General features: G+C 68.0%; 19 protein-coding genes. 5 read left to right on the top strand and 14 right to left on the bottom strand.

Annotated features, from left to right (window positions below):
• Positions 1-14: 14 nt before the first annotated feature.
• From BEMPMBAN_RS03365 to BEMPMBAN_RS03350, 4 genes are read right to left on the bottom strand one after another with little or no spacing between them, the layout of a single operon-like run.
• On the bottom strand, positions 15-791 hold the full coding sequence (locus BEMPMBAN_RS03365; protein WP_200845855.1) for a 3-oxoacyl-ACP reductase: 777 nt from the start codon (positions 789-791) through the stop codon (positions 15-17).
• Positions 788-2,167, bottom strand: a complete 1,380-nt coding sequence (locus tag BEMPMBAN_RS03360; RefSeq protein WP_159228965.1) for an aldehyde dehydrogenase family protein — start codon at positions 2,165-2,167, stop codon at positions 788-790. The genes BEMPMBAN_RS03365 and BEMPMBAN_RS03360 overlap by 4 nt, the downstream gene beginning before the upstream one ends.
• Positions 2,164-2,976, bottom strand: coding sequence for a gamma-glutamyl-gamma-aminobutyrate hydrolase family protein (locus tag BEMPMBAN_RS03355; RefSeq protein ID WP_200845846.1), 813 nt, complete (start codon positions 2,974-2,976; stop codon positions 2,164-2,166). Before BEMPMBAN_RS03355 ends, BEMPMBAN_RS03360 begins: the two co-directional genes overlap by 4 nt.
• Positions 2,957-4,333 carry a glutamine synthetase family protein gene (locus BEMPMBAN_RS03350; RefSeq protein ID WP_159228997.1) on the bottom strand — a complete coding sequence of 459 codons (1,377 nt, stop codon included), beginning with the start codon at positions 4,331-4,333 and terminating at the stop codon, positions 2,957-2,959. The genes BEMPMBAN_RS03355 and BEMPMBAN_RS03350 overlap by 20 nt, the downstream gene beginning before the upstream one ends.
• A 401-nt stretch (positions 4,334-4,734) precedes the next feature.
• On the opposite strand from BEMPMBAN_RS03350, the gene BEMPMBAN_RS03345 reads away from it, so the two are divergent.
• Both BEMPMBAN_RS03345 and ngg read left to right on the top strand, forming a co-directional pair.
• Positions 4,735-6,540, top strand: a complete 1,806-nt coding sequence (locus tag BEMPMBAN_RS03345) for an N-acetylglutaminylglutamine amidotransferase (protein WP_159228964.1) — start codon at positions 4,735-4,737, stop codon at positions 6,538-6,540.
• Positions 6,541-6,612: 72 nt separating this feature from the next.
• Positions 6,613-8,412 (top strand): N-acetylglutaminylglutamine synthetase, encoded by a 1,800-nt coding sequence (gene ngg / locus BEMPMBAN_RS03340; protein ID WP_159228963.1) that lies wholly within the window; start codon positions 6,613-6,615, stop codon positions 8,410-8,412.
• Position 8,413: 1 nt separating this feature from the next.
• Here the strand turns inward: ngg and BEMPMBAN_RS03335 are convergent, their stop codons facing one another.
• The 3 genes from BEMPMBAN_RS03335 to map form a co-directional block, all read right to left on the bottom strand.
• Positions 8,414-8,977: an alpha/beta fold hydrolase gene (locus tag BEMPMBAN_RS03335; RefSeq protein ID WP_159228962.1), complete on the bottom strand. Its 564-nt coding sequence runs from the start codon at positions 8,975-8,977 to the stop codon at positions 8,414-8,416.
• Between the two features lie 63 nt (positions 8,978-9,040).
• Positions 9,041-9,712 (bottom strand): hypothetical protein, encoded by a 672-nt coding sequence (locus BEMPMBAN_RS03330; RefSeq protein WP_159228961.1) that lies wholly within the window; start codon positions 9,710-9,712, stop codon positions 9,041-9,043.
• A 28-nt stretch (positions 9,713-9,740) separates the two neighbouring features.
• Positions 9,741-10,598 (bottom strand): type I methionyl aminopeptidase, encoded by an 858-nt coding sequence (gene map, locus BEMPMBAN_RS03325; RefSeq protein WP_159228960.1) that lies wholly within the window; start codon positions 10,596-10,598, stop codon positions 9,741-9,743.
• 62 nt (positions 10,599-10,660) lie between these two features.
• On the opposite strand from map, the gene BEMPMBAN_RS03320 reads away from it, so the two are divergent.
• Positions 10,661-11,047, top strand: coding sequence for a PaaI family thioesterase (locus tag BEMPMBAN_RS03320; protein WP_159228959.1), 387 nt, complete (start codon positions 10,661-10,663; stop codon positions 11,045-11,047).
• 2 nt (positions 11,048-11,049) lie between these two features.
• On the opposite strand, the gene BEMPMBAN_RS03315 is transcribed toward BEMPMBAN_RS03320, so the two are convergent.
• Entirely contained in the window at positions 11,050-11,652 is a 603-nt protein-coding gene (locus BEMPMBAN_RS03315) for a TetR family transcriptional regulator (RefSeq protein WP_159228958.1), read from the bottom strand.
• A gap of 82 nt (positions 11,653-11,734) precedes the next feature.
• On the opposite strand from BEMPMBAN_RS03315, the gene BEMPMBAN_RS03310 reads away from it, so the two are divergent.
• Both BEMPMBAN_RS03310 and BEMPMBAN_RS03305 read left to right on the top strand, forming a co-directional pair.
• The gene (locus BEMPMBAN_RS03310; RefSeq protein WP_159228996.1) at positions 11,735-12,766 is read left to right on the top strand and encodes a DUF1214 domain-containing protein; all 1,032 of its coding nucleotides are present in this window, start codon (positions 11,735-11,737) and stop codon (positions 12,764-12,766) included.
• Positions 12,763-13,953, top strand: coding sequence for a sulfotransferase family protein (locus BEMPMBAN_RS03305; RefSeq protein ID WP_159228957.1), 1,191 nt, complete (start codon positions 12,763-12,765; stop codon positions 13,951-13,953). Before BEMPMBAN_RS03310 ends, BEMPMBAN_RS03305 begins: the two co-directional genes overlap by 4 nt.
• A 3-nt stretch (positions 13,954-13,956) precedes the next feature.
• Here BEMPMBAN_RS03305 and BEMPMBAN_RS03300 read toward each other — a convergent pair whose 3' ends face one another.
• From BEMPMBAN_RS03300 to BEMPMBAN_RS03275, 6 genes are all read right to left on the bottom strand, one after another.
• On the bottom strand, positions 13,957-14,568 hold the full coding sequence (locus BEMPMBAN_RS03300; protein ID WP_159228956.1) for a DUF1707 SHOCT-like domain-containing protein: 612 nt from the start codon (positions 14,566-14,568) through the stop codon (positions 13,957-13,959).
• 64 nt (positions 14,569-14,632) lie between these two features.
• Complete coding sequence (locus BEMPMBAN_RS03295; protein WP_159228955.1) at positions 14,633-16,447, bottom strand: penicillin-binding transpeptidase domain-containing protein; 1,815 nt, start codon at positions 16,445-16,447, stop codon at positions 14,633-14,635.
• A gap of 255 nt (positions 16,448-16,702) precedes the next feature.
• The gene (locus tag BEMPMBAN_RS03290; RefSeq protein WP_159228954.1) at positions 16,703-17,368 is read right to left on the bottom strand and encodes a GNAT family N-acetyltransferase; all 666 of its coding nucleotides are present in this window, start codon (positions 17,366-17,368) and stop codon (positions 16,703-16,705) included.
• A gap of 27 nt (positions 17,369-17,395) precedes the next feature.
• A complete protein-coding gene (locus BEMPMBAN_RS03285; protein ID WP_159228953.1) occupies positions 17,396-18,259 on the bottom strand; it encodes a GNAT family N-acetyltransferase in 864 nt (287 codons plus the stop codon).
• Positions 18,260-18,318: 59 nt separating this feature from the next.
• A complete protein-coding gene (gene ispG / locus BEMPMBAN_RS03280) occupies positions 18,319-19,494 on the bottom strand; it encodes a flavodoxin-dependent (E)-4-hydroxy-3-methylbut-2-enyl-diphosphate synthase (protein ID WP_425294923.1) in 1,176 nt (391 codons plus the stop codon).
• 14 nt (positions 19,495-19,508) lie between these two features.
• On the bottom strand, positions 19,509-20,750 hold the full coding sequence (locus BEMPMBAN_RS03275; RefSeq protein WP_159228951.1) for a M50 family metallopeptidase: 1,242 nt from the start codon (positions 20,748-20,750) through the stop codon (positions 19,509-19,511).
• Positions 20,751-20,760 lie beyond the last annotated feature (10 nt).

The raw sequence follows: 20,760 nt of genomic DNA, 5'->3' as shown, positions 1-20,760 counted from the left end.
GTGAGTCCGCTGCTCTACAACGGCGTGACGTAGGCCGAGCTGATGCCGCCGTCGACGAGGAACGACGACCCGGTGATGAACGACGCATCGTCGCTGGCGAGGAAGGCCACCGCAGCGGCGAGCTCCTCGGGTTCGGCGAACCGGCCCACCGGCACGTGGACCAACCTGCGGGCGGCACGTTCGGGATCCTTGGCGAACAGTTCTTTGAGCAGCGGCGTGTTCACCGGCCCGGGACACAGCGCGTTGACCCGAATCCCCTGCCGGGCGTACTGCACACCGAGTTCCCGCGACATCGCCAGGACCCCGCCCTTGGACGCGGTGTAGGAGATCTGCGACGTCGCAGACCCCATCACCGCGACGAACGACGCGGTGTTGATGATCGACCCCTTCTGCTGCGGGACCATGTGCCGCAAGGCCGCCTTACAGCACAGGAACACCGATTTGAGGTTGACGTCCTGCACCCGCTGCCACGCATCCAGACCGGTGTTCTCGATCAGATCGTCCTCGGGCGGCGAGATACCCGCGTTGTTGAACGCGATGTCGACCGAACCGTGCGTCTTGACCGCGGTGTCGAACAGCGTGTCGACGGCCACCTCGTCTGAAACATCCACTGGGACAAAGGTTCCGCCGACCTCGCCGGCGACCTCCTTGCCGGCGGCGGGATCGAGGTCGCCGATGACGATCGTTGCGCCCTCGGCGTGCAGCCGCCGCACGCTGGCGAGCCCGATTCCGCTGGCGCCGCCGGTGATCACCGCGACCTTGCCGGCGAGTCGCTGGGTCAGATCCATCAGTGTGCAACTTCCTTCTCAGGGTGGACAGAAATGAACACGTTCTTGGTCTCGGTGAACGACAATGGGGCGTCGGGTCCGAGCTCGCGGCCCAACCCGGACTGCTTGAACCCACCAAAAGGCGTGTTGTACCGGACCGACGAGTGCGAGTTGACCGACAGATTGCCGGCCTCCACGGCCCGTGACACCCGCAACGCCCGCGACAGGTTGTCGGTCCAGATCGACCCCGACAACCCGTAGACGGTGTCGTTGGCCAGCGCGATGGCGTCGGCTTCGTCGTCGAACGGCAACACCGTGACGACCGGACCAAAGATCTCCTCGGTGACGGTGCGATCATCGCGCGCCGGGGTCAGCACGGTGGGCGGGAACCAGAATCCGGGACCGGTCGGCGCGGAACCCTGGAACACGATGGGCGCGTCCTCGCCGACGAACCCTGCCACCGAGTTGCGGTGCGCTTCGGACACCAGCGGGCCCATCTCGGTACCGCCGTCCCGTGGGTCGCCGACCACGACACCCTTGACCGCGGTCTCGAACAACTCCATGAACCGGTCATAGACGTTGCGCTGCACCAGGATCCGGCTGCGTGCACAACAGTCCTGGCCGGCGTTGTCGAAGACCCCGTAGGGTGCGGTCGCCGCGGCCTTCTCCAGGTCGCAGTCGTCGAAGACGATGTTGGCGCTCTTACCGCCCAACTCCAGGGTGACCCGTTTGACCTGGGAGGCGGCACCGGCCATCACCCGCGTGCCGACCTCGGTCGATCCGGTGAACACGATCTTGCGGACATCGGGGTGGCTGACGAAGCGCTCCCCGACCACCGATCCCTTGCCGGGCAGCACCTGGAACAGATCGGGGGGCAACCCGGCGTCGAGGGCGAGTTCGCCGAGCCGGATCGTGGTCAGCGGGGTCCACTCGGCGGGTTTGACCAGTACCGCGTTGCCGGCTGCCAGCGCCGGGGCGAACCCCCACGAGGCGATGGTCATCGGGAAGTTCCACGGGGTGATGACCCCGACCACCCCGAGCGGCTCGTTGAAGGTGACGTTGAGCCCACCGGCGACGGGAATCTGTTTGCCGGACAGCCGTTCCGGCGTCGCGGAGTAGTACTGCAGGACATCGCGGACGTGCCCGGCCTCCCAACGCGCGTTACCGATCGGGTGGCCGGAGTTGGCGACCTCGAGACCGGCCAGGTCCTCCACGTGTGCGTCCACGACGGCCGCGAACGCCCGCAGGGCTGCCGCGCGGTCTGCGGGGGCTCGGCGTGCCCAGTCCCGCTGGGCGACGGTGGCGCGGGCCACCGCGTCATCGACCCCGGACTCGTCGGTCTGCTCGACGGTGCGCAGCACCTCCTCGGTCGCAGGGTTGATCACGTCGCTGGTGGTCATAGGCTCACTTTCCGCGTCTTCTGGGCTGTCTTCTGGGCTGTCTTCTGGGTTGCATACGACGTCGCGGCAGCCACCAGTCCCGCGAACAGTCGAAGATCGTCGAGGCGCTCCTCGGGATGCCATTGCACCGCCACCGCCCAGTGGTGCGGGTGGCGCTCCGGGTCGACCTCCACGGCCTCGATCACGCCATCGGTGTCGGATGCGCTGACGATCAGGCCGTCACCGAGGCGGTCGATCGCCTGGTGGTGATAGCACTGGGCGTCGGTGCTGCCACCGACCAGCGACGCGACCCTGGTGCCGGGCACCGTCGTGATCGTCGATGTGCTGAACACCGCGTTGCCCTGTTGATGGTGGGCGTGGCCCAGCACGTCGGGCAGGTGTTGATGCAGAGTGCCGCCGAGCGCGACGTTGAGCACCTGCGCACCCCGGCAGATCCCGAGAACGGGAAGACCTCGGCGCAGTGCCCCCTGGATCAGTGCGAATTCGAAGGCGTCCCGGGTGCGGCTGTCGGCGACGGGCTCGTCGGTCGCGGGGTGCCGGGGGCTGTCGTACGCCGCCGGGTCGACATCCCTACCGCCGGTGACGATCAGACCGTCGATACCGTCGAGCACCCGCTCGGTGATGGCCTCGTCCACCGGCTGCGGCGGCAGCAGCACCGAGATGCCGCCGGCCAGCCCGACCCCCTCGAAGTAGATGGCGGGCAGAAAGCTGGCACGGACGTCCCACACTCCGGTCTGGGCGGGCTGCAGATAGGTGGTCAACCCGATGACCGGCCGATCGGTGCCGACGTCAAAGCCGTTCGAAGCCACGCACCCTCTCCCAATCCGTCACTGCGGCGTTGAACGCCTTGAGCTCCACCCGCGCGTAGTTGAGGTAGTGGTCGACGACGTCGTCACCGAACGCCTCCCGCGCGATCCGCGAATTGTCCAGCAGTTCCATCGCTTCGGCCATCGTCGTGGGGATCCGCTCGGCACCACTGGTGTAGGCGTTGCCCTGCACCGCATCCGGCAGTTCGAGCTCCTGGTCGATGCCGTGCAGTCCGCCGGCGATCAGCGCCGCGACCGCGAGGTACTGGTTGACGTCACCGCCGGGAGCGCGACATTCCATCCGCATGCCTTGGCCGTGACCGACCACCCGCAACGCACAGGTGCGGTTGTCGATCCCCCAGGCAACCGCGGTCGGCGCGAAGCTGCCGTCCACATAGCGCTTGTAGGAGTTGATGTTCGGCGCGTAGAACAACGTCATCTCCCGCAAGGTGGCCAGCTGCCCGGCGACGAAGCTGCGGAACATCTTGGACATGCCGAGTTCGTCGTCGGGATCGGCGAACACCGGGACTTTGGCGACCCCGTCCTCGATGCCGCGGAATGAGATGTGGATGTGGCAGCTGTTGCCCTCGCGCTCATCGTATTTCGCCATGAACGTCAGGCTCTTGCCGTGCTGGTCGGCGATCTCCTTCGCGCCGTTCTTGTAGATGGTGTGGTTGTCGCACACCACCAGCGCCTCGTCGTAACGGAATCCGATCTCCTGCTGACCGAGGTTGCACTCCCCCTTGACCCCTTCGCAGTACAGACCGGCGCCTTCCATCCCGAGACGGATGTCGCGCAGCAGCGGCTCCATCCGGGTCGAGGCCAGCATGGCGTAATCGATGTTGTAGTCGGTGGCCGGCACCAGCCCGCGATAGTCGGTCTTGAACGCCTCCCGGTAGGGCGTGTCGAACACCATGAACTCGAGCTCGGTGGCCGCGATCGCGCCCATGCCGCGCTCGGCCAGCCGGTCGAGTTGGCCCTGCAGGATGGTTCGCGGCGCCTGCTTGACCGGCGTGCCGTCGGTCCACGACAGATCCGCCATCACCAACGCCGTGCCCGGCAGCCACGGCACCAGCCGCAGCGTGCTGAAGTCCGGGGTCATCACCATGTCGCCGTAGCCGGTTTCCCAGCTGGAGATCGCATACCCGTCGACGGTGTTCATGTCGACGTCGACGGCGAGCAGGTAGTTGCAGCACTCGGCGCCATGCTCGGCGACCTCCTCGACGAACAGCCGCGACGAGATCCGCTTCCCGGTGAGGCGACCCTGCATGTCGCAGAACGCGACGATCACCGTGTCGATCTCCCCGTCCGCGACCCGGTGTTCCAGATCGGCCTTCGAGAGCATCCCCGGCGCGCCCATCAGTGCTGTCGCTTCTTCGCCCACGCGCTCATCAGTACTCCCGCTCTCTTCGTCCCGAACTCGACGGGAACCCGACCATTGGCGCGGGTATCGGCTGCCGCCGTGCCCCCACGGTTCCCCCAAAATGCCACGTTCAAAGGTAGGGCGCCAGACCAATAGGTGATCGATTTTCCCGAAGGGGCTCACTGGCACCGCGGATACCGCCGACAGATCGCCGTCCCGAGTGTGGCGCACCCCCCGTCCGGGATCACCGATTCGGAGGGCTTTCAGCCGGCTTCGAGCGTTTCAGATGTCGGCGTTTCAGAAGTCGTTGTCCGGGTACTAACGGTGGGCTCCGGGGCCTGTAGCGTGGCCGCGGAGTCAGATCGAGGAACCGCCGACACTGGAGTAGGGTCGAACAGGTGTGTGGAGCCACCGGCGAGGTACGCCTCGACGGAAGAACCCCAGATATCAGCGCTGTCGCGGCGATGGCCGCCTCCATGGCGCCCCGCGGACCGGACGCCGCGGGGGTGTGGTCGCAGGGCAGGGTGGCACTCGGGCACAGACGCCTGAAGATCATCGACCTGTCCGAGGCTGGCGCGCAGCCGATGGTCGACTCCGACCTCGGCTTGTCGGTCGCATGGAACGGCTGCATCTACAACTACGAAGAGCTGCGTGACGAACTCCACGGCCACGGTTACCGCTTCTTCTCCCACAGCGACACCGAGGTCCTGCTCAAGGGCTACCACCACTGGGGCGACCGGTTCGTCGATCACCTCAAGGGCATGTTCGCCTTCGCCATCGTCGAACGGGATAGCGGCCGGGTGCTACTGGGCCGCGACCGTCTCGGCATCAAGCCGCTTTACCTCACCGAGGACTCGCATCGGATTCGGTTCGCGTCCTCACTGCCTGCGTTGGTGGCCGGCGGCGGAGTCGACACCCGCATCGACCAGGTCGCCCTGCACCACTACCTGACGTTCCACTCGGTGGTTCCGCCGCCGCGCACGATCCTGCGCGGCATCAGCAAGGTCCCGCCCGCGTCGCTGGTGGCCATCGAGCCCGACGGGACCCGCACCACCACCACGTACTGGAAGCCGGACTTCACCCGCGCCGAGGAACGCTCCGGCTGGTCCGAACGAGACTGGGAGGACGCGGTTCTCGAGTCCCTCCGGCTCGCCGTCAAGCGCCGCCTGGTCGCCGACGTGCCGGTGGGTTGTCTGCTGTCGGGTGGTGTCGACTCCAGCCTGATCGTCGGGTTGCTCGCTGAGGCCGGGCAGCACGGCCTGAAGACGTTCTCGATCGGCTTCGAGTCGGTGGGCGGGGTCAAAGGCGACGAATTCCACTACTCCGACATCATCGCCGACAGGTTCGCCACCGATCACCACCAGATCCGCATCGACACCGATCGGATGCTGCCTGCCCTCGACGGCGCGATCGGCGCGATGAGCGAGCCGATGGTCAGCCACGACTGCGTGGCGTTCTACCTGCTCAGCCAGGAAGTGTCCAAGCACGTCAAGGTCGTGCAGTCGGGGCAGGGCGCCGATGAGGTGTTCGCCGGCTACCACTGGTATCCACCGATGGGAGCACCGGAGGCGGCCTCGGTGGAAGGGTCGGTGGCCAGTTACCGGACCGCCTTCTTCGACCGGGACCAGTCCGGGTACGCGTCGCTGGTGTCCCCCGCGGTCGCCACCGCAGAAGATCCCAGCGAGCTCTTCGTCACCGAGCACTTCGCCCGCTCCGGCGCACAGACCGGTGTGGACCGGGCGCTGCGGCTGGATACCACCGTGATGTTGGTCGACGACCCGGTCAAGCGTGTCGACAACATGACGATGGCGTGGGGGCTGGAGGGCCGGGTGCCGTTCCTCGACCACGAACTCGTCGAGTTGGCCGCCACCTGCCCGCCGCATCTGAAGACGGCGCACGAGGGCAAGGGCGTGCTCAAGCAGGCTGCCCGGCAGGTGATCCCGGCCGACGTCATCGACCGGCCCAAAGGGTACTTCCCGGTGCCCGCGCTCACCCACCTCGAAGGGCCGTACCTCGACCTGGTCCGCGATGCGCTCTACGCGCCGGCCGCCAAGGAGCGTGGGCTGTTTCGCCCGGAGTCGGTGGAGCGTCTGCTGGCCGATCCCAACGGCAAGCTCACCCCGCTTCGCGGCAACGAGCTGTGGCAGATCGCGCTGCTGGAGTTGTGGCTGCAACGCCACGGCATCAACGGGCCGGCGGCATGACCACCGAAGGCGACCGCGAGTGAGGATCGCAGCGAGGTACGAGCGAGGACCGGAGCGAACGGGAGCCGAGGCATGACCGACGTCGATCCCCGCCAGGATCCGGCCGCCGAGACCACCGAGGCCATCACACTCGCTCTGCACGACGCGTCCCCGCCACACATGGTGGACGCGATGGCCGATGACGTCGTCCTCGAACTCGGGTGGGGCCGACTGATCTTCGGCCAGACATTCGCCGATCCCGAGAGGCTCGCCGAGGTGCTGCGCCAGGAGGGCCAGGGCCGCCGCGACATCTGCATCTATGCGCGTGAGCCCCACGTGCTGGTGTCCAAGGCGCCCGCCGAACTGTTCATCGACCCCAGTCACACCTACCGGTTGAGGTTCGCCGACAGCCAGGAGACCGCGCCGGCGCTGCGCGGCTTCAGTGTCCGCACGCTGGAAAGCCGCGTCGACGCCGACGAGATGAACCGGGTCTACGTCCGGTGCGCGATGGTGCCTGCCCCCAACGATGTCATCTGGGACAACCACTGTCACCAGGATGCCATCGACTACCTGGTCGCCGTGCGCGACGACGACGGAGCCGTGCTGGGAACCGTGACCGGAATCGACCACAAGGTGCTGTTCTCCGACCCCGAGAACGGATCGAGCCTGTGGACGCTGGCCGTCGACCCGGCGGCCACGGTTCCCGGTGTGGGAGCAGCGCTGACCCGCAGCCTCGCCGCCCTCTATCGCGAGCGAGGCCGCGCCTACATGGATCTCTCGGTTGCACACGACAACACCGCCGCGATCGCGCTGTACGAGAAACTGGGGTTCGCCCGGGTGCCGGTGATGGCCGTCAAACGCAAGAACGCGATCAACGAACCGCTGTTCACCCATCCCCCGGAGACGGTCGACGACCTGAATCCGTACGCACGGATCATCGCCGACGAGGCCATCCGCCGCGGAATCTGGGTGGAGGTGCTCGATGCCGAGGCCGGCGAGATGCGGCTCTCACACGGTGGACGCAGCGTCATCACCCGGGAATCCTTGTCGGAGTACACCTCTGCGGTGGCGATGAGCCGTTGCGACGACAAGCGGCTGACCCGCCGCATCGTCTCCGATGCCGGCATCATCGTGCCACGGGGCCGGCTGGCCACGTTCGACGAGGCCGACCACGAGTTCCTGGCCGAGGTGGGTGACGTCGTCGTCAAGCCGACCCGTGGCGAGCAGGGCAAGGGCATCACCGTCGGGGTGGACGGTCCGGACGAACTCGATGCCGCACTGGCCCGCGCCAGGGAGCAGCATCCGGAGGTCCTCATCGAACAGCGTGCCGAGGGCGACGATCTGCGGCTGGTGGTGATCGACGGCAAGGTGGTCGCCGCCGCGCTGCGACGGCCCGCCGAGGTGACCGGGACGGGCCGCCACACCGTCCGCGAGCTGATCGACGCACAGAGTCGCCGACGGGCGGCCGCCACCGGCGGGGAGTCGCGCATCCCGATGGACGCGGTGACTGAGACCACGGTGAAGGAGGCGGGCTGGTCGTTCGACGACGTCCTACCCGAGGGCACCCGGCTGCGGGTCCGCCGGACGGCGAACCTGCACCAGGGCGGCACCATCCACGACGTCACCGCCACCGTGCACCCGGAACTGCGATCGGTGGCCGTCGCCGCCGCCGACGCGATCGGTGTGCCGGTCACCGGCATCGACCTGCTCGTCCCCGACGTCACCCGGCCGGAGTACGCGTTCATCGAGGCCAATGAGCGGCCCGGGCTGGCCAACCACGAACCGCAGCCCACCGCGAAGGCATTCGTGGACTTCCTGTTCCCCGGCCAGCCGGGAATTCCCCAGAACTGGACCCCTGAAGAGGTCGACCGCACGAAGTCCGATTCGCCGTAGGTCACCAGGTGCTGGTGCGCATCACGATCTCGGCGGCCAGTTGCGCGGTGGAATCCGCCGCATTGCGTCGTCCGAGCAGGTCGACCACCCGATAGTCGCCGTAGACAAAACGTTGGGTGGCCTTGGCGACCGCCCGGGCCGCCGGGGTGCTCACCAGCGCGGTCGTGTTGAGTTCCACGGGCGGACAGTGCTCGTCGCGCACCACCCCGGCGAGGTCGGCCACCCGCGGATGCCCGCGGTCGATCACCACCAGCCCGGTGAACCGGTCGAGCCGTGTCGCTGCCAGTTCCCATGCCAGCTCTCCGCCGAGCCGGTCACCGACCAGCAGTGCCCACCGGATGTCGAGGGCGTCGAGGATGCCGATCACGGATTTGGGGGTCAGCCTGGGGTCGGGACCGATGACGACGGTTTTCAGCGACGCGGTGTGCAGTCGCTGGCAGACGGCTTCATAGGCGGCAGGCGCTTGATGGGCCGCGCCGAGCACGACCACGGCGGACCCCTTCTCCGGGCCGGCGACCTCGACGGGCACCCCGAAGCCGTCGACAGTGATCATTGGAGAAGGCATTGCGTAAAACTACAGGTAGCAACGAAGTCCGCGGGTGGCTTTTCATGCTCTTGATCCGTGTGGTCAAACCGCCTGCGCGCGTTCGGCCTGTCGGTCGGTGATCTCCAAAAATGTCTGCGGCAGCGTGCCTTTGACCGCGATGCCGGGGTCCGGGGTGGGCAACGCGAGGCCGAACACCGCCATTGTCCCCACGTTCTCGAACGAGAAGTACACGCTGCTCTCGAGGCCGTTGAGGCTCATCGTCTGTTGGTACACCAGCGCATCCGGCCGTGGGGTCTGCAGCCTGGTGGTGGTCACCGGGATTCCGGGATCGGACGGCTCGAAGAACGTGTCGTATCGTGCGCACCGCTCGGCGGTGGCGGCCAACTGCTCGAGATTGAGCGACCACGTCAGCACGGTCATGATCACCCGCGCCCCGTCGTAGGCCACCATGTATTCGGCGGCGCTGCCTGCCCCGCGCTCAGCCGTCTCGGCGATGTTCCGGGTCAACCCGTCGGTGCACCCTTGCGGCGAGGAGAGCATCGGTGGCGGCGCGCCTGCGCCGTCTTCTTCCCCACGATCCTTGAGAATGCGCTGGTAGCGCACCCCGGCGGGGAAGTCGGCCTCGGTGAGCACCGCACGCTCGAGCTTTTCGCCCGGCCAGACCGCGGTGCCGGTGATCGCCTGCGAGCATCCGGCGAGCACGGCGGCGACCAGGGTCACCACGGCGACCCTCGCCACCCGGTGCCCGGTCATGCCACCAGGCTACTCACCGCGCCGGAGCTCACAGCTGGGTGAGGATCTCGGCTCCGGTGTCGGTGACGACGAGGGTGTGCTCGAACTGGGCCGTCCACTTCCGGTCCTTGGTGACCACGGTCCACTCGTCGTCCCAGATCTCGTAGTCCAGGCTTCCGAGGTTGATCATCGGCTCGATCGTGAACGTCATACCCGGTTCGAGCACGGTCTCGACGGCGGGTTGGTCGTAATGCAGGACCACCAGGCCGTTGTGGAAGGTGGTGCCGATGCCGTGCCCGGTGAAGTCACGAACGACGTTGTAGCCGAATCGGTTTGCGTAGGCCTCGATGACGCGGCCGACGACCGAGAGCGATCGTCCGGGCTTGACGGCCTTGATGGCACGCATGGTCGCCTCGTGGGTGCGTTCGACGAGCAACCGGTGCTCCTCGGAGACGTCACCGGCCAGGAACGTCGCGTTGGTGTCGCCGTGCACACCGTCGATGTAGGCGGTGACGTCGATGTTGACGATGTCGCCGTCCGCCACCACCGTCGAATCGGGGATCCCGTGGCAGATCACCTCGTTGAGCGACGTGCAGCACGACTTCGGGTAGCCCTTGTAGCCCAGCGTCGACGGGTACGCGCCGTGGTCGACCATGTAGTCGTGGGCGATGCGGTCCAGTTCGTCGGTGGTGACCCCGGGCGCGACGGCCTTGCCGGCTTCGGCGAGTGCCCCCGCGGCGATCCGCCCGGCGATCCGCATCTTGGCGATCACTTCGGGCGTCTGCACCCAGGGTTCGGTGCCCTCACGCACCGTCGGCCGTCCCACGTACTCGGGGCGGGCGATCGACTTGGGCACCGGCAGCGTCGGCGACACCACGCCGGGGCGAAGGGCGGTCCGTACTGGCATCTGGCCAGACTATCGGGAGAACGGCACTCTCGTTCCTGGAGAATGATGCTAGCGTTCCTGCCATGCAGGTCACCCCGGGCCACTTGTTCAGCAGACTGGACTTCCGTGACGTCGAAGAGTCCGACGAGCGCCTGGTTATCGAGCTGGAGAACCGGCCCGACCTGGTGAACAGGCGGGGTGCACTGCAGGGCGGACTGGTCGCCACCTTGATCGACATCGCCGCCGGCCGGCTCGCAGATCGGCACGTCGGTCCGGGGCAGGACGTCACGACTGCGGACATGACCGTGCACTTCCTGGCGCCGATCCTGGAGGGTCCGGCCCGAGCGGAGGCCACCGTGGTACGCGCCGGGCGCCGGTTGTCGGTCATCGCGGTGGACGTCACCGACGCTGCGCGCGGCCGGCTCGCAGCGCGTGCGACGCTGAGTTTCGCGGTCCTGGACCCGCGCTAGCGTCATTCGACGGTGATCGACGCGAGTGCGCCGCGCACCCGCGATGGCAACGAACCTCCGCTGATCAGCCAGTCGTCGAGGGCGATCCGGATCGCGGCCATCGCCATCGCACCCAGCAGCCGTGGCCGTGGATCATCGGGCGCAAGGTGAGTGAACCGGGAAGCCACCAGTTCGGCGATGGCCGCCTCGTATCGCAGGTAGATCTGCAGCGTCCATGCGCTGAAGACCGGCGACGACCGCGTCAACGTCGCCAGCTCGCGAACCTGATCGCTGATCTCGTCGAAGCCGTCGCCGAGGTCCTCGAACGCCGCCACCACCGCGGCGGCGGCCGATGAGCCCGGTGGCTGCGTGGCGATCGCCGCGGTGATGCGGTCCAGCCAGTGGGCGGTCATCCCGTCGGCGACCGCATCCTCCTTCGCGCTGAAGTACCGGAAGAAGGTGGCGCGGCCGATGTCGGCGGCGGCCGCGATCTGGTCGACGGTGGCGCCGGCCAATCCGTGCTCGGCCACCGCCTGCGCTGCTGCCGCTGCTATCCGGGCCCTGGTCGCTCGCTGTTTGCGGACGGTCAGGCTTTCCCGCGATTTCTCCTCTGAGACAGCGTCCATAGTGAGACTATGTCTCACCGTGGAAGCAGAACGCAACGAAGACACCCCGGCGGTCATCGAGTCGTGGCGATTCGTCCAGCAGATGCTGGCCGACCTCACCGCCACGGTCATCGACGATGCGGCCGACGACCGTGAACTGCGCGAGGGCCTTCGCATGCTGGCCAAGGTCACCGCGCTGTGCACAGAGTTGTCCGTCGAGGCCGACCCGCAACGCCCACACTTCTTCGACATGTGCACCGACACCAGGATGGTGGGCGGGCCCAACCCCGACGGCCGATATCTGCTGGCCATGATCCGCGGTGACCACTGCTACCGCATCACCGGACAGCGCGGTACCACCACCTATCTCGGGTTCCAGGTGCTCGCGGGCACCGGGCTGACCCCCCGGCGGATGGCCGGCTATCTCAGTGACACCGCACTGCAGTGCACACAAGGCTCCTTCGCCCTGGTGCTCGCCGCCACCGACCCGGGAGCCGATGCGCTCGGCGGCGCCCAGTGGATCCCCATCCCCGAGGACGCGTCGGCGGTCGTGGTCCGCGAGTACATCGCCGACGCCGCCGCCGAAACCCCGGCGTCGATGACCGTCCAATGTCTCGACCCCCCGCCACTGCGACCGGTTACAGATACCGAGGCGGCCGCCGCGTTCACCGCGATGGCGTGGACCATCGTCAAGCTGGCCACCCTGCACCGCACCATCAAGCCGGAACTGCTCACCCAGCCCAACTCGCTGGTCACCGCCGCGGCTGCCGAACTCGGCGGCGCGGACACCACGCCGGACAACCTGTACATGCTCGGGTCTTTTGCGCTCGACACCGACGAATCACTGCTGCTCGAGTTCACCCCTCCCGACACCCGCTATTGGAACGTCACCCTCGAGAACGTCTGGCACGAATGTCTCGAACCACACCATCGGCACAGCTCGGTCACCAACAAGGGGGTCGCCCCGGACTCCGACGGCCTTGTACGAATCGCGATCGGCGCCGCCGACCTCGGCCATGGCCACTGGCTGGACACCGGCGGCCGGCGGCGCGGCTTCGTGGTGCTGCGCTGGCTCGACAACCCGGACGCGCCGGCGGTGCGCACGACGGTCCGCCGGGGCGGTTCGGCCTCATGAGCGTGGCTCGGCTCGATCCGGACCGCCTCGTCGAACAGTCGGCCGAGATCGCCGGCACCGACGACTTCGGCGACGACGCCGGTTGGCGCGACGGTCTCGGCCGGCTGTGCGACGGTCTGACCGCCGATGCGCGGCTCAACGATCTCGGCGTCGAGATCGCCGTCATGGACGTCGTCCGTGCCCTCACCAACCGGCTGCGGATCGTGAGCTGGCGCAGGCAGCACCCCGAGATCGCCGCGTCGCCCGTGCAGCGACCCCTGTTCATCGTGGGGCAACCGCGCACCGGCACGACCATCCTGTTCGACCTGCTGGCCCAGGATCGCGCGCTGCGGCCGCCGCTGACCTGGGAGGTGGACCACCCCTTCCCGCTGCCTCGGCCCGACACCTACGACAGCGACCCGCGGATCGCCGAGACCCAGGCCACCATCGAGGCGTCGGAGCAGATCGTGCCCGGACTGCTGGTGCATCACCCGATGGGAGCTCGGGTCGGGCAGGAATGCGTTCGCATCACCGCAGGGCAGTTCTGCAGCATGATCTTCTCGGTGCAGTACCGGCTGCCCGGCTACTATCGCTGGCTGCTGCACGAGGCCGATCATGCCCCGGCCTACCGTTATCACCGAATGTTCCTGCAGCACCTGCAATCCGGTGTGCCCGGCCCGACAGAGCAACCGTGTCAGTGGCTGTTGAAGTCACCGGCGCACCTGTGGCAGCTGGACACACTGGCAGCCGAGTACCCCGACGCGGTGATCGTGCAGACCCATCGGGACCCGCTCAACGTCATCTCGTCGATCAGTGCGCTCACCCACCATCTGCGTCGGCTGGCATCCGACGAGTCCTCGATCACCGAGTGTGCGACGCAATCGAAGGAGGAGATCGTCGTCGGCCTGCAGCGGGCGATGACGCTGCGCGACTCCGGCGCCCTGGCCGGAAACCGGTTCGTCGACGTGCAGTTCGCGGAGTTCATCCGCGACCCGCTGGCCGTGGTGCGGGCGCTGTACACCGAGCTCGGCCGCGAGCTGGAGCCCGCGACCGAGCAACGGATGCGCGATTTCCTGCTCGCCCACCCCGGAGACCACGGCGGCACGCGGTACCGCTGGGCGGACACCGGCCTGGATGCCGTCGAGATGCGCGAGCAGGTCCGCGGGTACCAGCAGCGCTACGGCGTTCCCGACGAACAGCTCAGGTAGCGGTCAGCCACGCAACGGGCGGGGAAACCGAAAGGATTTGCGGGGCCCGCGCACGTCCACCGAACCGCATACGACCTTGCCGGTGAGGATGACATGCGGGGTGCCCTCTGCCGGGGCGTCCCTGCGGTGGTCGTGGGCACTTCCCACGTTGACCTCGACGTCGTCGATCGAGGCGCTGGCCCCGTCAGGGAGCCTCAGATCGAGGCCGCCGAACTTCATGTCGAGTTCGATGACCACGATGGGACCGGCGAACCGCGCCCGCGTCAGGTCCAGCTCGACAGACCCCATCCGGCGGTGCAGCGCCAGCCTGCTGGGCACCACCCACTCCCCCTGACGCTTCAGCGATCCGAGCACGCCGCGCAGTTCCACGCGGTCTGCGGCCGAGGTGACGATGGCACCGGGACCGGGCAGGTCGCCGACGAGCGTGTCGAGATCCGAACGCAGCCGCGCCCGCGACACCATTGCCGAACGCTCCTCGAATTCGTCGATGTCGATCAGACCGAGGGCCACGGCATTGTGCAACCGGCGCAGCGTGCCGTTGCGGTCGGCGTCGGAGATCCGCATCTCGACGGCGTCGGCGGGCAGGCCGCCGGGGATGTGGTTGATTTCGGTCATGGCGGTTTCCACGGTACCGCCGTCGGCTGCCCGGCTCCCAGCCGAACCGGCCGCGAGCGGGCGATCAGGCCAGGTAGCCCGGCGGCAGTTCGTCGAGCATGCCCTTGAGCATCCGCACGGCGTACTCCGAGCTGCCGCCGCCGACGATCAGCGCCGAGAACGCCATGTCACCGCGGTATCCGGTGAACCACGAGTGGGACCCGCCCGCGAACTCGGCCTCGCCGGTCTTGCCGCGCACGTCCCCGGCCCCCTGCAAGTCCTCGGCGGTGCCGTTGGTGACCACCAGGCGCATCATCGGCCGCAGGCTGTCGACCACGCCGGCCGGGATCGGATCGCTCGCACCGGTGACCTCGGTTTCGCGTCCGTCGATGAGATGGGGAACCGGGGTACGGCCGGCGGCGACGGTCGCGGCAGCCAATGCCATCCCGAAAGGACTGACCAGAACCTTGCCCTGCCCGAAACCGTCCTCGGTGCGTTCGGTGAGGTTCACCGTGGGCGGCACCGAACCGGTGACGGTGTCGATGCCCTCGATGGTGTAGTCCGGCCCGATGCCGTATTGCGCGGCGGCCTGGGTGAGCCCGCGGGGGGGCATCCGGCTGGCGAGTTCGGCGAACGTGGTGTTGCACGAGCTGGCGAACGCCCGCGACATCGGCACCGTGCCGAGGTCGAAGCCGCCGTAGTTGGGCACGCTGCGATGGCCGATGTCCATCCGGCCCGGGCAGCCCAGAAGCGTGTTGGGGGTGGCCATGTCGCGTTCGATCGCCGCGCCCGCGGTGACGATCTTGAACGTCGACCCGGGCGGGAACAGGCCCATGGTGGCGATCGGCCCCTCCCGGTCGGCGGCGGCGTTCTGCGCGACGGCCATGATCTCGCCGGTCGACGGTTTGATGACCACGATCATGGCCTGCTTGCCGGTGGTGTCGACGGCGTGTTGCGCGGCGTTCTGCACCGACCGGTCAAGGCTGATCGTCACCGACGGCGCCGGCTCACCGGGCACTTCGTGGAGGATGTCGACGTCGACGCTGTTCTGGTTGACGCTGACGATGCGCCACCCGGCGGTGCCGTCGAGTTCGTCGACGACGGTGTTCTTGACCTGATTGATCAGGGCCGGGGCGAAGTTCTCGTCGGTGGGCACCATTTCCGGCTGCGGCGTGATCACCACCCCCGGGAGCGCGCCGATGGCACCGGCGACCGCGTCGTGGTCGGCCTGACGCAGCGTGATCAGGCTCAACGGAGCCCGCTTCGAACTGGCCAGTTCGGCGAGCCGCTGCGGTTCCAGGGTGTTGTCGAACCGGTGCAGTGCGCCGACCACCGCCCGCGCCGTCGGCATCAGCGCGGAGCCGGCCGCCCGGGCGTCGAGCGCGACGTGGTACCGGTAGCCGGGCACCAGGACATCGGTGCCGCCACGTTCGTTGACCGAGGCGCGCCGCGGCGCGTCCGCCCGCAGCGCGAGGGTCTGGTTCTCCCCCAGCCTCGGATGCACCCCGGTGGCGCTCCAGCGGACTTCCCAGCGCCCGTCGGCGCGGACCATGTTGAGCTGTCCGTCGTAGGTCCAGGTGCGGTCCTTGGGCAGGCGCCAGGTGTAGCGGTAGGTGATGCTTCCGGTGTCCATGGCGTACTTCGAGCTGAGGATCTGGGCGTCCAGTCCGGTGGCCTGCAGGCCGGCCCACACCTCGTTGAGCGTCGCCCGGGCGGCCTCCGGTCGGTCGCTGAGCTCGGCGGCGGCCGTGGTGTCGCCGACGGCCAACGCGGCGAAGAACTCCTCGGCCGCGGGTTCGGGTCCGTCGGGTCTGGGTGTGCAGGCGCCGAGGGTGACGACCAACAAGACCGCCATGGCGAAGCCGGTCGCCCGTGATGCAGATGAGAACAGAGTTGCCATTGGTGCAGATGTTACGAAGCTGAGACCACTTCGCCGCGTAGGCGCACCGTGGGCACGCCGAGATCCGACTTTTGCAGACGTTGTGCGAGAAGGCGTCTGCACAAATCGGATTTCGTCGCGCTCACAGTCCCAGGCCCGCGAGCAGGGTGGCGAACCCGCAGCGGAACTCGTCGCCGCCAAGTATGGCCGCCACGCCGACGACCAGTGGTCGGTGGACGACCTTCTCACCCACGCCCGGACGACCGGGCCGATGCGCTAGGCCCCGGCGGCCGGCGCGCGCACGACCAGGGGCACGGCCGGGAAGTAGGCAGCCATCTCCGAGCGGGAGGTGCGCAGCGCGGCGGTGCCGTAGCCCTGTTTGCGGTGATGCGGGTGGATCCAGATCCTGACGTCGACTTCACCGTCGGAGAGCTCGCCGAACACCATGCCGACCTTGGTCGAACCCACTTCCGCCACCAACCAGACCGCCTCCTCGGCGGCCACCCGCGCGACCGCCTCGCGGATCTCGTCGCCGAGGTCGCCCGGGGGCGCCGCCGTGCCGTCACCGGCCGAGCGCACGTCCTCGGTTCGGGCGGCGAAGATGTCCCGGTCCGCGTCGGCGGCGAACGGCCGCAGCATCAGCCGGCGCGCCGAGCGGCCGGACGGCTCGGCGGAGGCGAACGACAGCTCCTGGCTGTTGAGGTTGTCCAGCTCGGCGGCGATCCTGCGGCGCGAGACCTTGGTCAGCCGGTCGAACGACAACCTCAGGACCGCTTCCGCCGCCGTCGCAGACGTGTCGAGCAGGTCGGCGATCGCCTCGATCGCCGTGTCGTAGTCGTCGGAGGCGACGACGGCGTCGAGCACCTCGTGTCTGCGTCGAAGTGCGTGGACGAGCGCGTCGGCGATGATCCTGCGCTCGGCCGTCAGGTCCTGCTCGGTCATGTGGGCAAGAGTATGCGGCCGTGGAATTCAGTCCAGCAATACCGTGGCGAACGAACCCACCTCGGTGAATCCGATCCGGGCGTAGGTGGCGCGTGCGACGGTGTTGAAGCTGTTGACGTACAGGCTGGCGATGCGGCCACTGCCCACCACCGCGGCGGCCAGGGCGGCCGTGCCTGCGGTGCCGAGCCCGCGCCCGCGCCAGTCGGGATGCACCCATACGCCCTGGATCTGGCCGACCGCAGGCGACTGGGAGCCGACCTCGGCCTTGAACACCACCTGACCCCGTTCGAACCGGGCCCACGCGCGTCCGGCGGCGATCAGCCCGGCCACCCGGCGCCGATACCCCCGGCCGCCGTCCCCGGCGCGCGGATCGATGCCGACCTCACCGATGAACATGTCGACGGCCGCCACGAGGTAGGCGTCGAGCTCGTCGATGCGGACCGGACGGACCTCCGGATCGACCGCACAGATCGGCGCGGCGCTCAGCGCCATCAGCGGTTGGTGGTCGCGGACGTCACGGGCAGGGCCCCAGACATGTTCGAGGCGTTGCCACATCGGCAGCACCAGTTCGGCGCGGCCGACCAGTGACGAGCACCGTCGGGCCTGGCTCATCGCCTTGTCGGCGAACGCATTGAGGTCGGTGCGCCCGCCGCGCAACGGAATCAGGTTGGCTCCGGCGTAACACAACGATTCGCTGGCACGCCGCCGAGTCCACAGCTCGCCGCCGATCCCCGCGGGCTCGATGCCGTACTCGGCGACGCGGGAAGCGACCATGCACGCAGCCACCGGGTCGCTGTCGAGTACCTGCCGAACCGCCGACATGTCGCGCACGTCACGCAGCACCGACACCCTTCGCTCATCAACGAGGCGGAAAAGCGGAGGAGCCGACATCTGGACTCTTTCTGCGACTTACCTTGCTAAAGCCGACCCCGCACCTCGGGGGCCGAGTCTCAGCTTACGGTCACAACGGGCGAACCGCTGCCATCATTTGAACCCGGTGTCGCCCCGGATTCGTCCTGCATCTCCGAAGCCAGCCGCAGGGCCTCTTCGATCAACGTCTCGACGATCATCGCTTCGGGCACGGTCTTGATGACCTCACCCTTGACGAAGATCTGGCCCTTGCCGTTGCCCGAGGCGACGCCGAGGTCGGCTTCCCGGGCTTCGCCGGGTCCGTTGACGACGCAGCCCATCACCGCGACCCGCAACGGCACCTCCATGCCCTCCAAGCCGGCGGTCACCTCGTTGGCGAGGGTGTACACGTCGACCTGGGCGCGCCCGCACGACGGGCACGACACAATCTCGAGACCACGCGGCCGCAGGTTCAGCGACTCGAGGATCTGGTTGCCGACCTTGACCTCTTCGGCGGGCGGGGCGGACAACGACACCCGGATAGTGTCACCGATCCCCTTGCTCAGCAGCGCGCCGAACGCCACCGCCGACTTGATGGTGCCCTGGAACGCGGGCCCGGCCTCGGTCACCCCGAGATGCAGGGGGTAGTCGCTCTTGGAGGCCAGCAGTTCGTATGCGGCGACCATGACCACGGGGTCGTTGTGCTTGACGCTGATCTTGATGTCACCGAAGCCGTGTTCCTCGAACAGGGAGGCCTCCCACAACGCGGACTCCACCAGCGCCTCCGGTGTCGCCTTGCCGTACTTCTCCATGAACCGCTTGTCCAGCGATCCGGCGTTGACGCCGATGCGGATCGGGATGCCCGCCGCCCCGGCCGCCTTGGCGACCTCTTTGACCCGACCGTCGAACTCCTTGATGTTGCCCGGATTGACGCGCACCGCCGCACAGCCCGCGTCGATCGCGGCGAAGATGTACTTGGGCTGGAAATGAATGTCGGCGATCACCGGGATCTTCGACTTCTTGGCGATGATCGGCAGCGCGTCGGCGTCCTCCTGCCGCGGACAGGCCACGCGCACGATGTCGCAGCCCGACGCGGTCAGCTCGGCGATCTGCTGCAGCGTGGAGTTGATGTCGTGGGTCTTGGTGGTGCACATCGACTGCACGGAGATCGGGTGGTCGCTGCCGACACCGACGTCACGCACCATCAGTTGACGGGTTTTGCGGCGGGGGGCCAGGGTGGGTGCCGGCGCTGCCGGCATCCCCAACCCGATGGACATGGTCATGAGATCTCCTACTGGAAAAGTCTGATGGGGTTGACCAGGTCGGCGGTGACCGTCAACAGCATGTAGCCGGCCACCAGCACGAGCACCACATAGGTGGCGGGCATCAGCTTGAGGTAGTTCACCGGCGCGGCGGCCACCATGCCGCGCGCCGACCGGAACAGGTTGCGGAGCTTCTCGAACACGGCGATCGCAATGTGTCCGCCGTCGAAAGGTAGCAACGGAACCAGGTTGATCGCACCGAGCACGAAGTTCAGTTGGGCCAGGAAGAACCAGAACGCCACCCACAGCCCGGCGTCGACGGTGTCGCCGCCGATGATGCTGGCACCGACGACACTGATCGGCGTTTCGGGATCGCGTTCGCCGCCGCCGATCGACTCCACCAGAGCGCCGACCTTGGTCGGGATCTTGGCCAGCGCTTTGCCCAGTTCCACGGCGAGGTCGCCGGTGAACGCGAACGTCGCCGGCACTGCAGAGAGCGGGTTGTGCTGCGTCGGCCCGAAGGTGGCCCCGGTGACGCCGATGGTGCCGACGTCCGCGGGTACCGGCTCGGCGGCCCCGTCGCCGCCGGCGACATAGCGTTGACTCTGCGTCACGTCGACGGTGGTGGTGAACTCCCGAACCTGGCCGTCCTGATCCCGCTGCACCGTGAACGGCGTCGGCCCGTCGAGCTGGCGCACCGCGGTGACCAGTTCGTCGAACGAGGCCACCGGCGTCTCTCCGACCTTCACCACCACATCGCCGGCCTGGATGCCTGCCGCGGCTGCCGGACTGGGGGCGATGCAGTCACCCAGAGTTCCCTGAGTGACTTCGGATTTCACGCACGACGTCTCCCCCACCATGGCGTTGGTCGGCGGGTGCAGGTTGGGTAGGCCCCAGATGACCGCGATCGCGTAGATCAGCAGCAGACCGATGGCGAAGTTCATACCGGGTCCGGCCGCCAGCACCGCCACGCGTTTCCACGTCTTCTGCTTGTACATCGCGTAAGGACGCTCGTCGGGTGCGAGTTCCTCGACCGATGTCATGCCCGCGATGTCACAGAACCCACCCAGCGGGACCGCCTTGACGCCGTACTCGGTCTCACCGAGCCTGTTGGCCCTGCGGGTGGACCACAACGTGGGACCGAAACCGACGAAGTAGCGACGCACCTTCATCCCGGTCGCGCGCGCGACCCACATGTGGCCGCACTCGTGCAGCGCCACCGACAGCAAGATGGCGAGTGCGAAGAGCACGATGCCGATCGTGAACATCATGTGGTGGTCG

Source organism: Mycolicibacterium austroafricanum (assembly GCF_902705885.1).
GTDB classification, from domain to species: Bacteria; Actinomycetota; Actinomycetes; order Mycobacteriales; family Mycobacteriaceae; genus Mycobacterium; species Mycobacterium vanbaalenii_A.
Note: the sequence above shows the minus strand (reverse complement) of the source record. Positions and strands in the feature narration are given on the sequence as shown.

Bases quoted from the DNA above. Each gene is read 5' to 3' on its own strand.
- BEMPMBAN_RS03360 (WP_159228965.1), bottom strand. From the start codon at position 2,167: ATGACCACCAGCGACGTGATCAACCCTGCGACCGAGGAGGTGCTGCGC.
- BEMPMBAN_RS03350 (WP_159228997.1), bottom strand. From the start codon at position 4,333: ATGGGCGCGCCGGGGATGCTCTCGAAGGCCGATCTGGAACACCGGGTC.
- ngg (WP_159228963.1), top strand. From the start codon at position 6,613: ATGACCGACGTCGATCCCCGCCAGGATCCGGCCGCCGAGACCACCGAG.
- BEMPMBAN_RS03335 (WP_159228962.1), bottom strand. From the start codon at position 8,977: ATGCCTTCTCCAATGATCACTGTCGACGGCTTCGGGGTGCCCGTCGAG.
- BEMPMBAN_RS03330 (WP_159228961.1), bottom strand. From the start codon at position 9,712: ATGACCGGGCACCGGGTGGCGAGGGTCGCCGTGGTGACCCTGGTCGCC.
- map (WP_159228960.1), bottom strand. From the start codon at position 10,598: ATGCCAGTACGGACCGCCCTTCGCCCCGGCGTGGTGTCGCCGACGCTG.
- BEMPMBAN_RS03320 (WP_159228959.1), top strand. From the start codon at position 10,661: ATGCAGGTCACCCCGGGCCACTTGTTCAGCAGACTGGACTTCCGTGAC.
- BEMPMBAN_RS03315 (WP_159228958.1), bottom strand. From the start codon at position 11,652: ATGGACGCTGTCTCAGAGGAGAAATCGCGGGAAAGCCTGACCGTCCGC.
- BEMPMBAN_RS03310 (WP_159228996.1), top strand. From the start codon at position 11,735: ATGCTGGCCGACCTCACCGCCACGGTCATCGACGATGCGGCCGACGAC.
- BEMPMBAN_RS03305 (WP_159228957.1), top strand. From the start codon at position 12,763: ATGAGCGTGGCTCGGCTCGATCCGGACCGCCTCGTCGAACAGTCGGCC.
- BEMPMBAN_RS03300 (WP_159228956.1), bottom strand. From the start codon at position 14,568: ATGACCGAAATCAACCACATCCCCGGCGGCCTGCCCGCCGACGCCGTC.
- BEMPMBAN_RS03295 (WP_159228955.1), bottom strand. From the start codon at position 16,447: ATGGCAACTCTGTTCTCATCTGCATCACGGGCGACCGGCTTCGCCATG.
- BEMPMBAN_RS03290 (WP_159228954.1), bottom strand. From the start codon at position 17,368: ATGACCGAGCAGGACCTGACGGCCGAGCGCAGGATCATCGCCGACGCG.
- BEMPMBAN_RS03285 (WP_159228953.1), bottom strand. From the start codon at position 18,259: ATGTCGGCTCCTCCGCTTTTCCGCCTCGTTGATGAGCGAAGGGTGTCG.
- ispG (WP_425294923.1), bottom strand. From the start codon at position 19,494: ATGTCCATCGGGTTGGGGATGCCGGCAGCGCCGGCACCCACCCTGGCC.
- BEMPMBAN_RS03275 (WP_159228951.1), bottom strand. From the start codon at position 20,750: ATGATGTTCACGATCGGCATCGTGCTCTTCGCACTCGCCATCTTGCTG.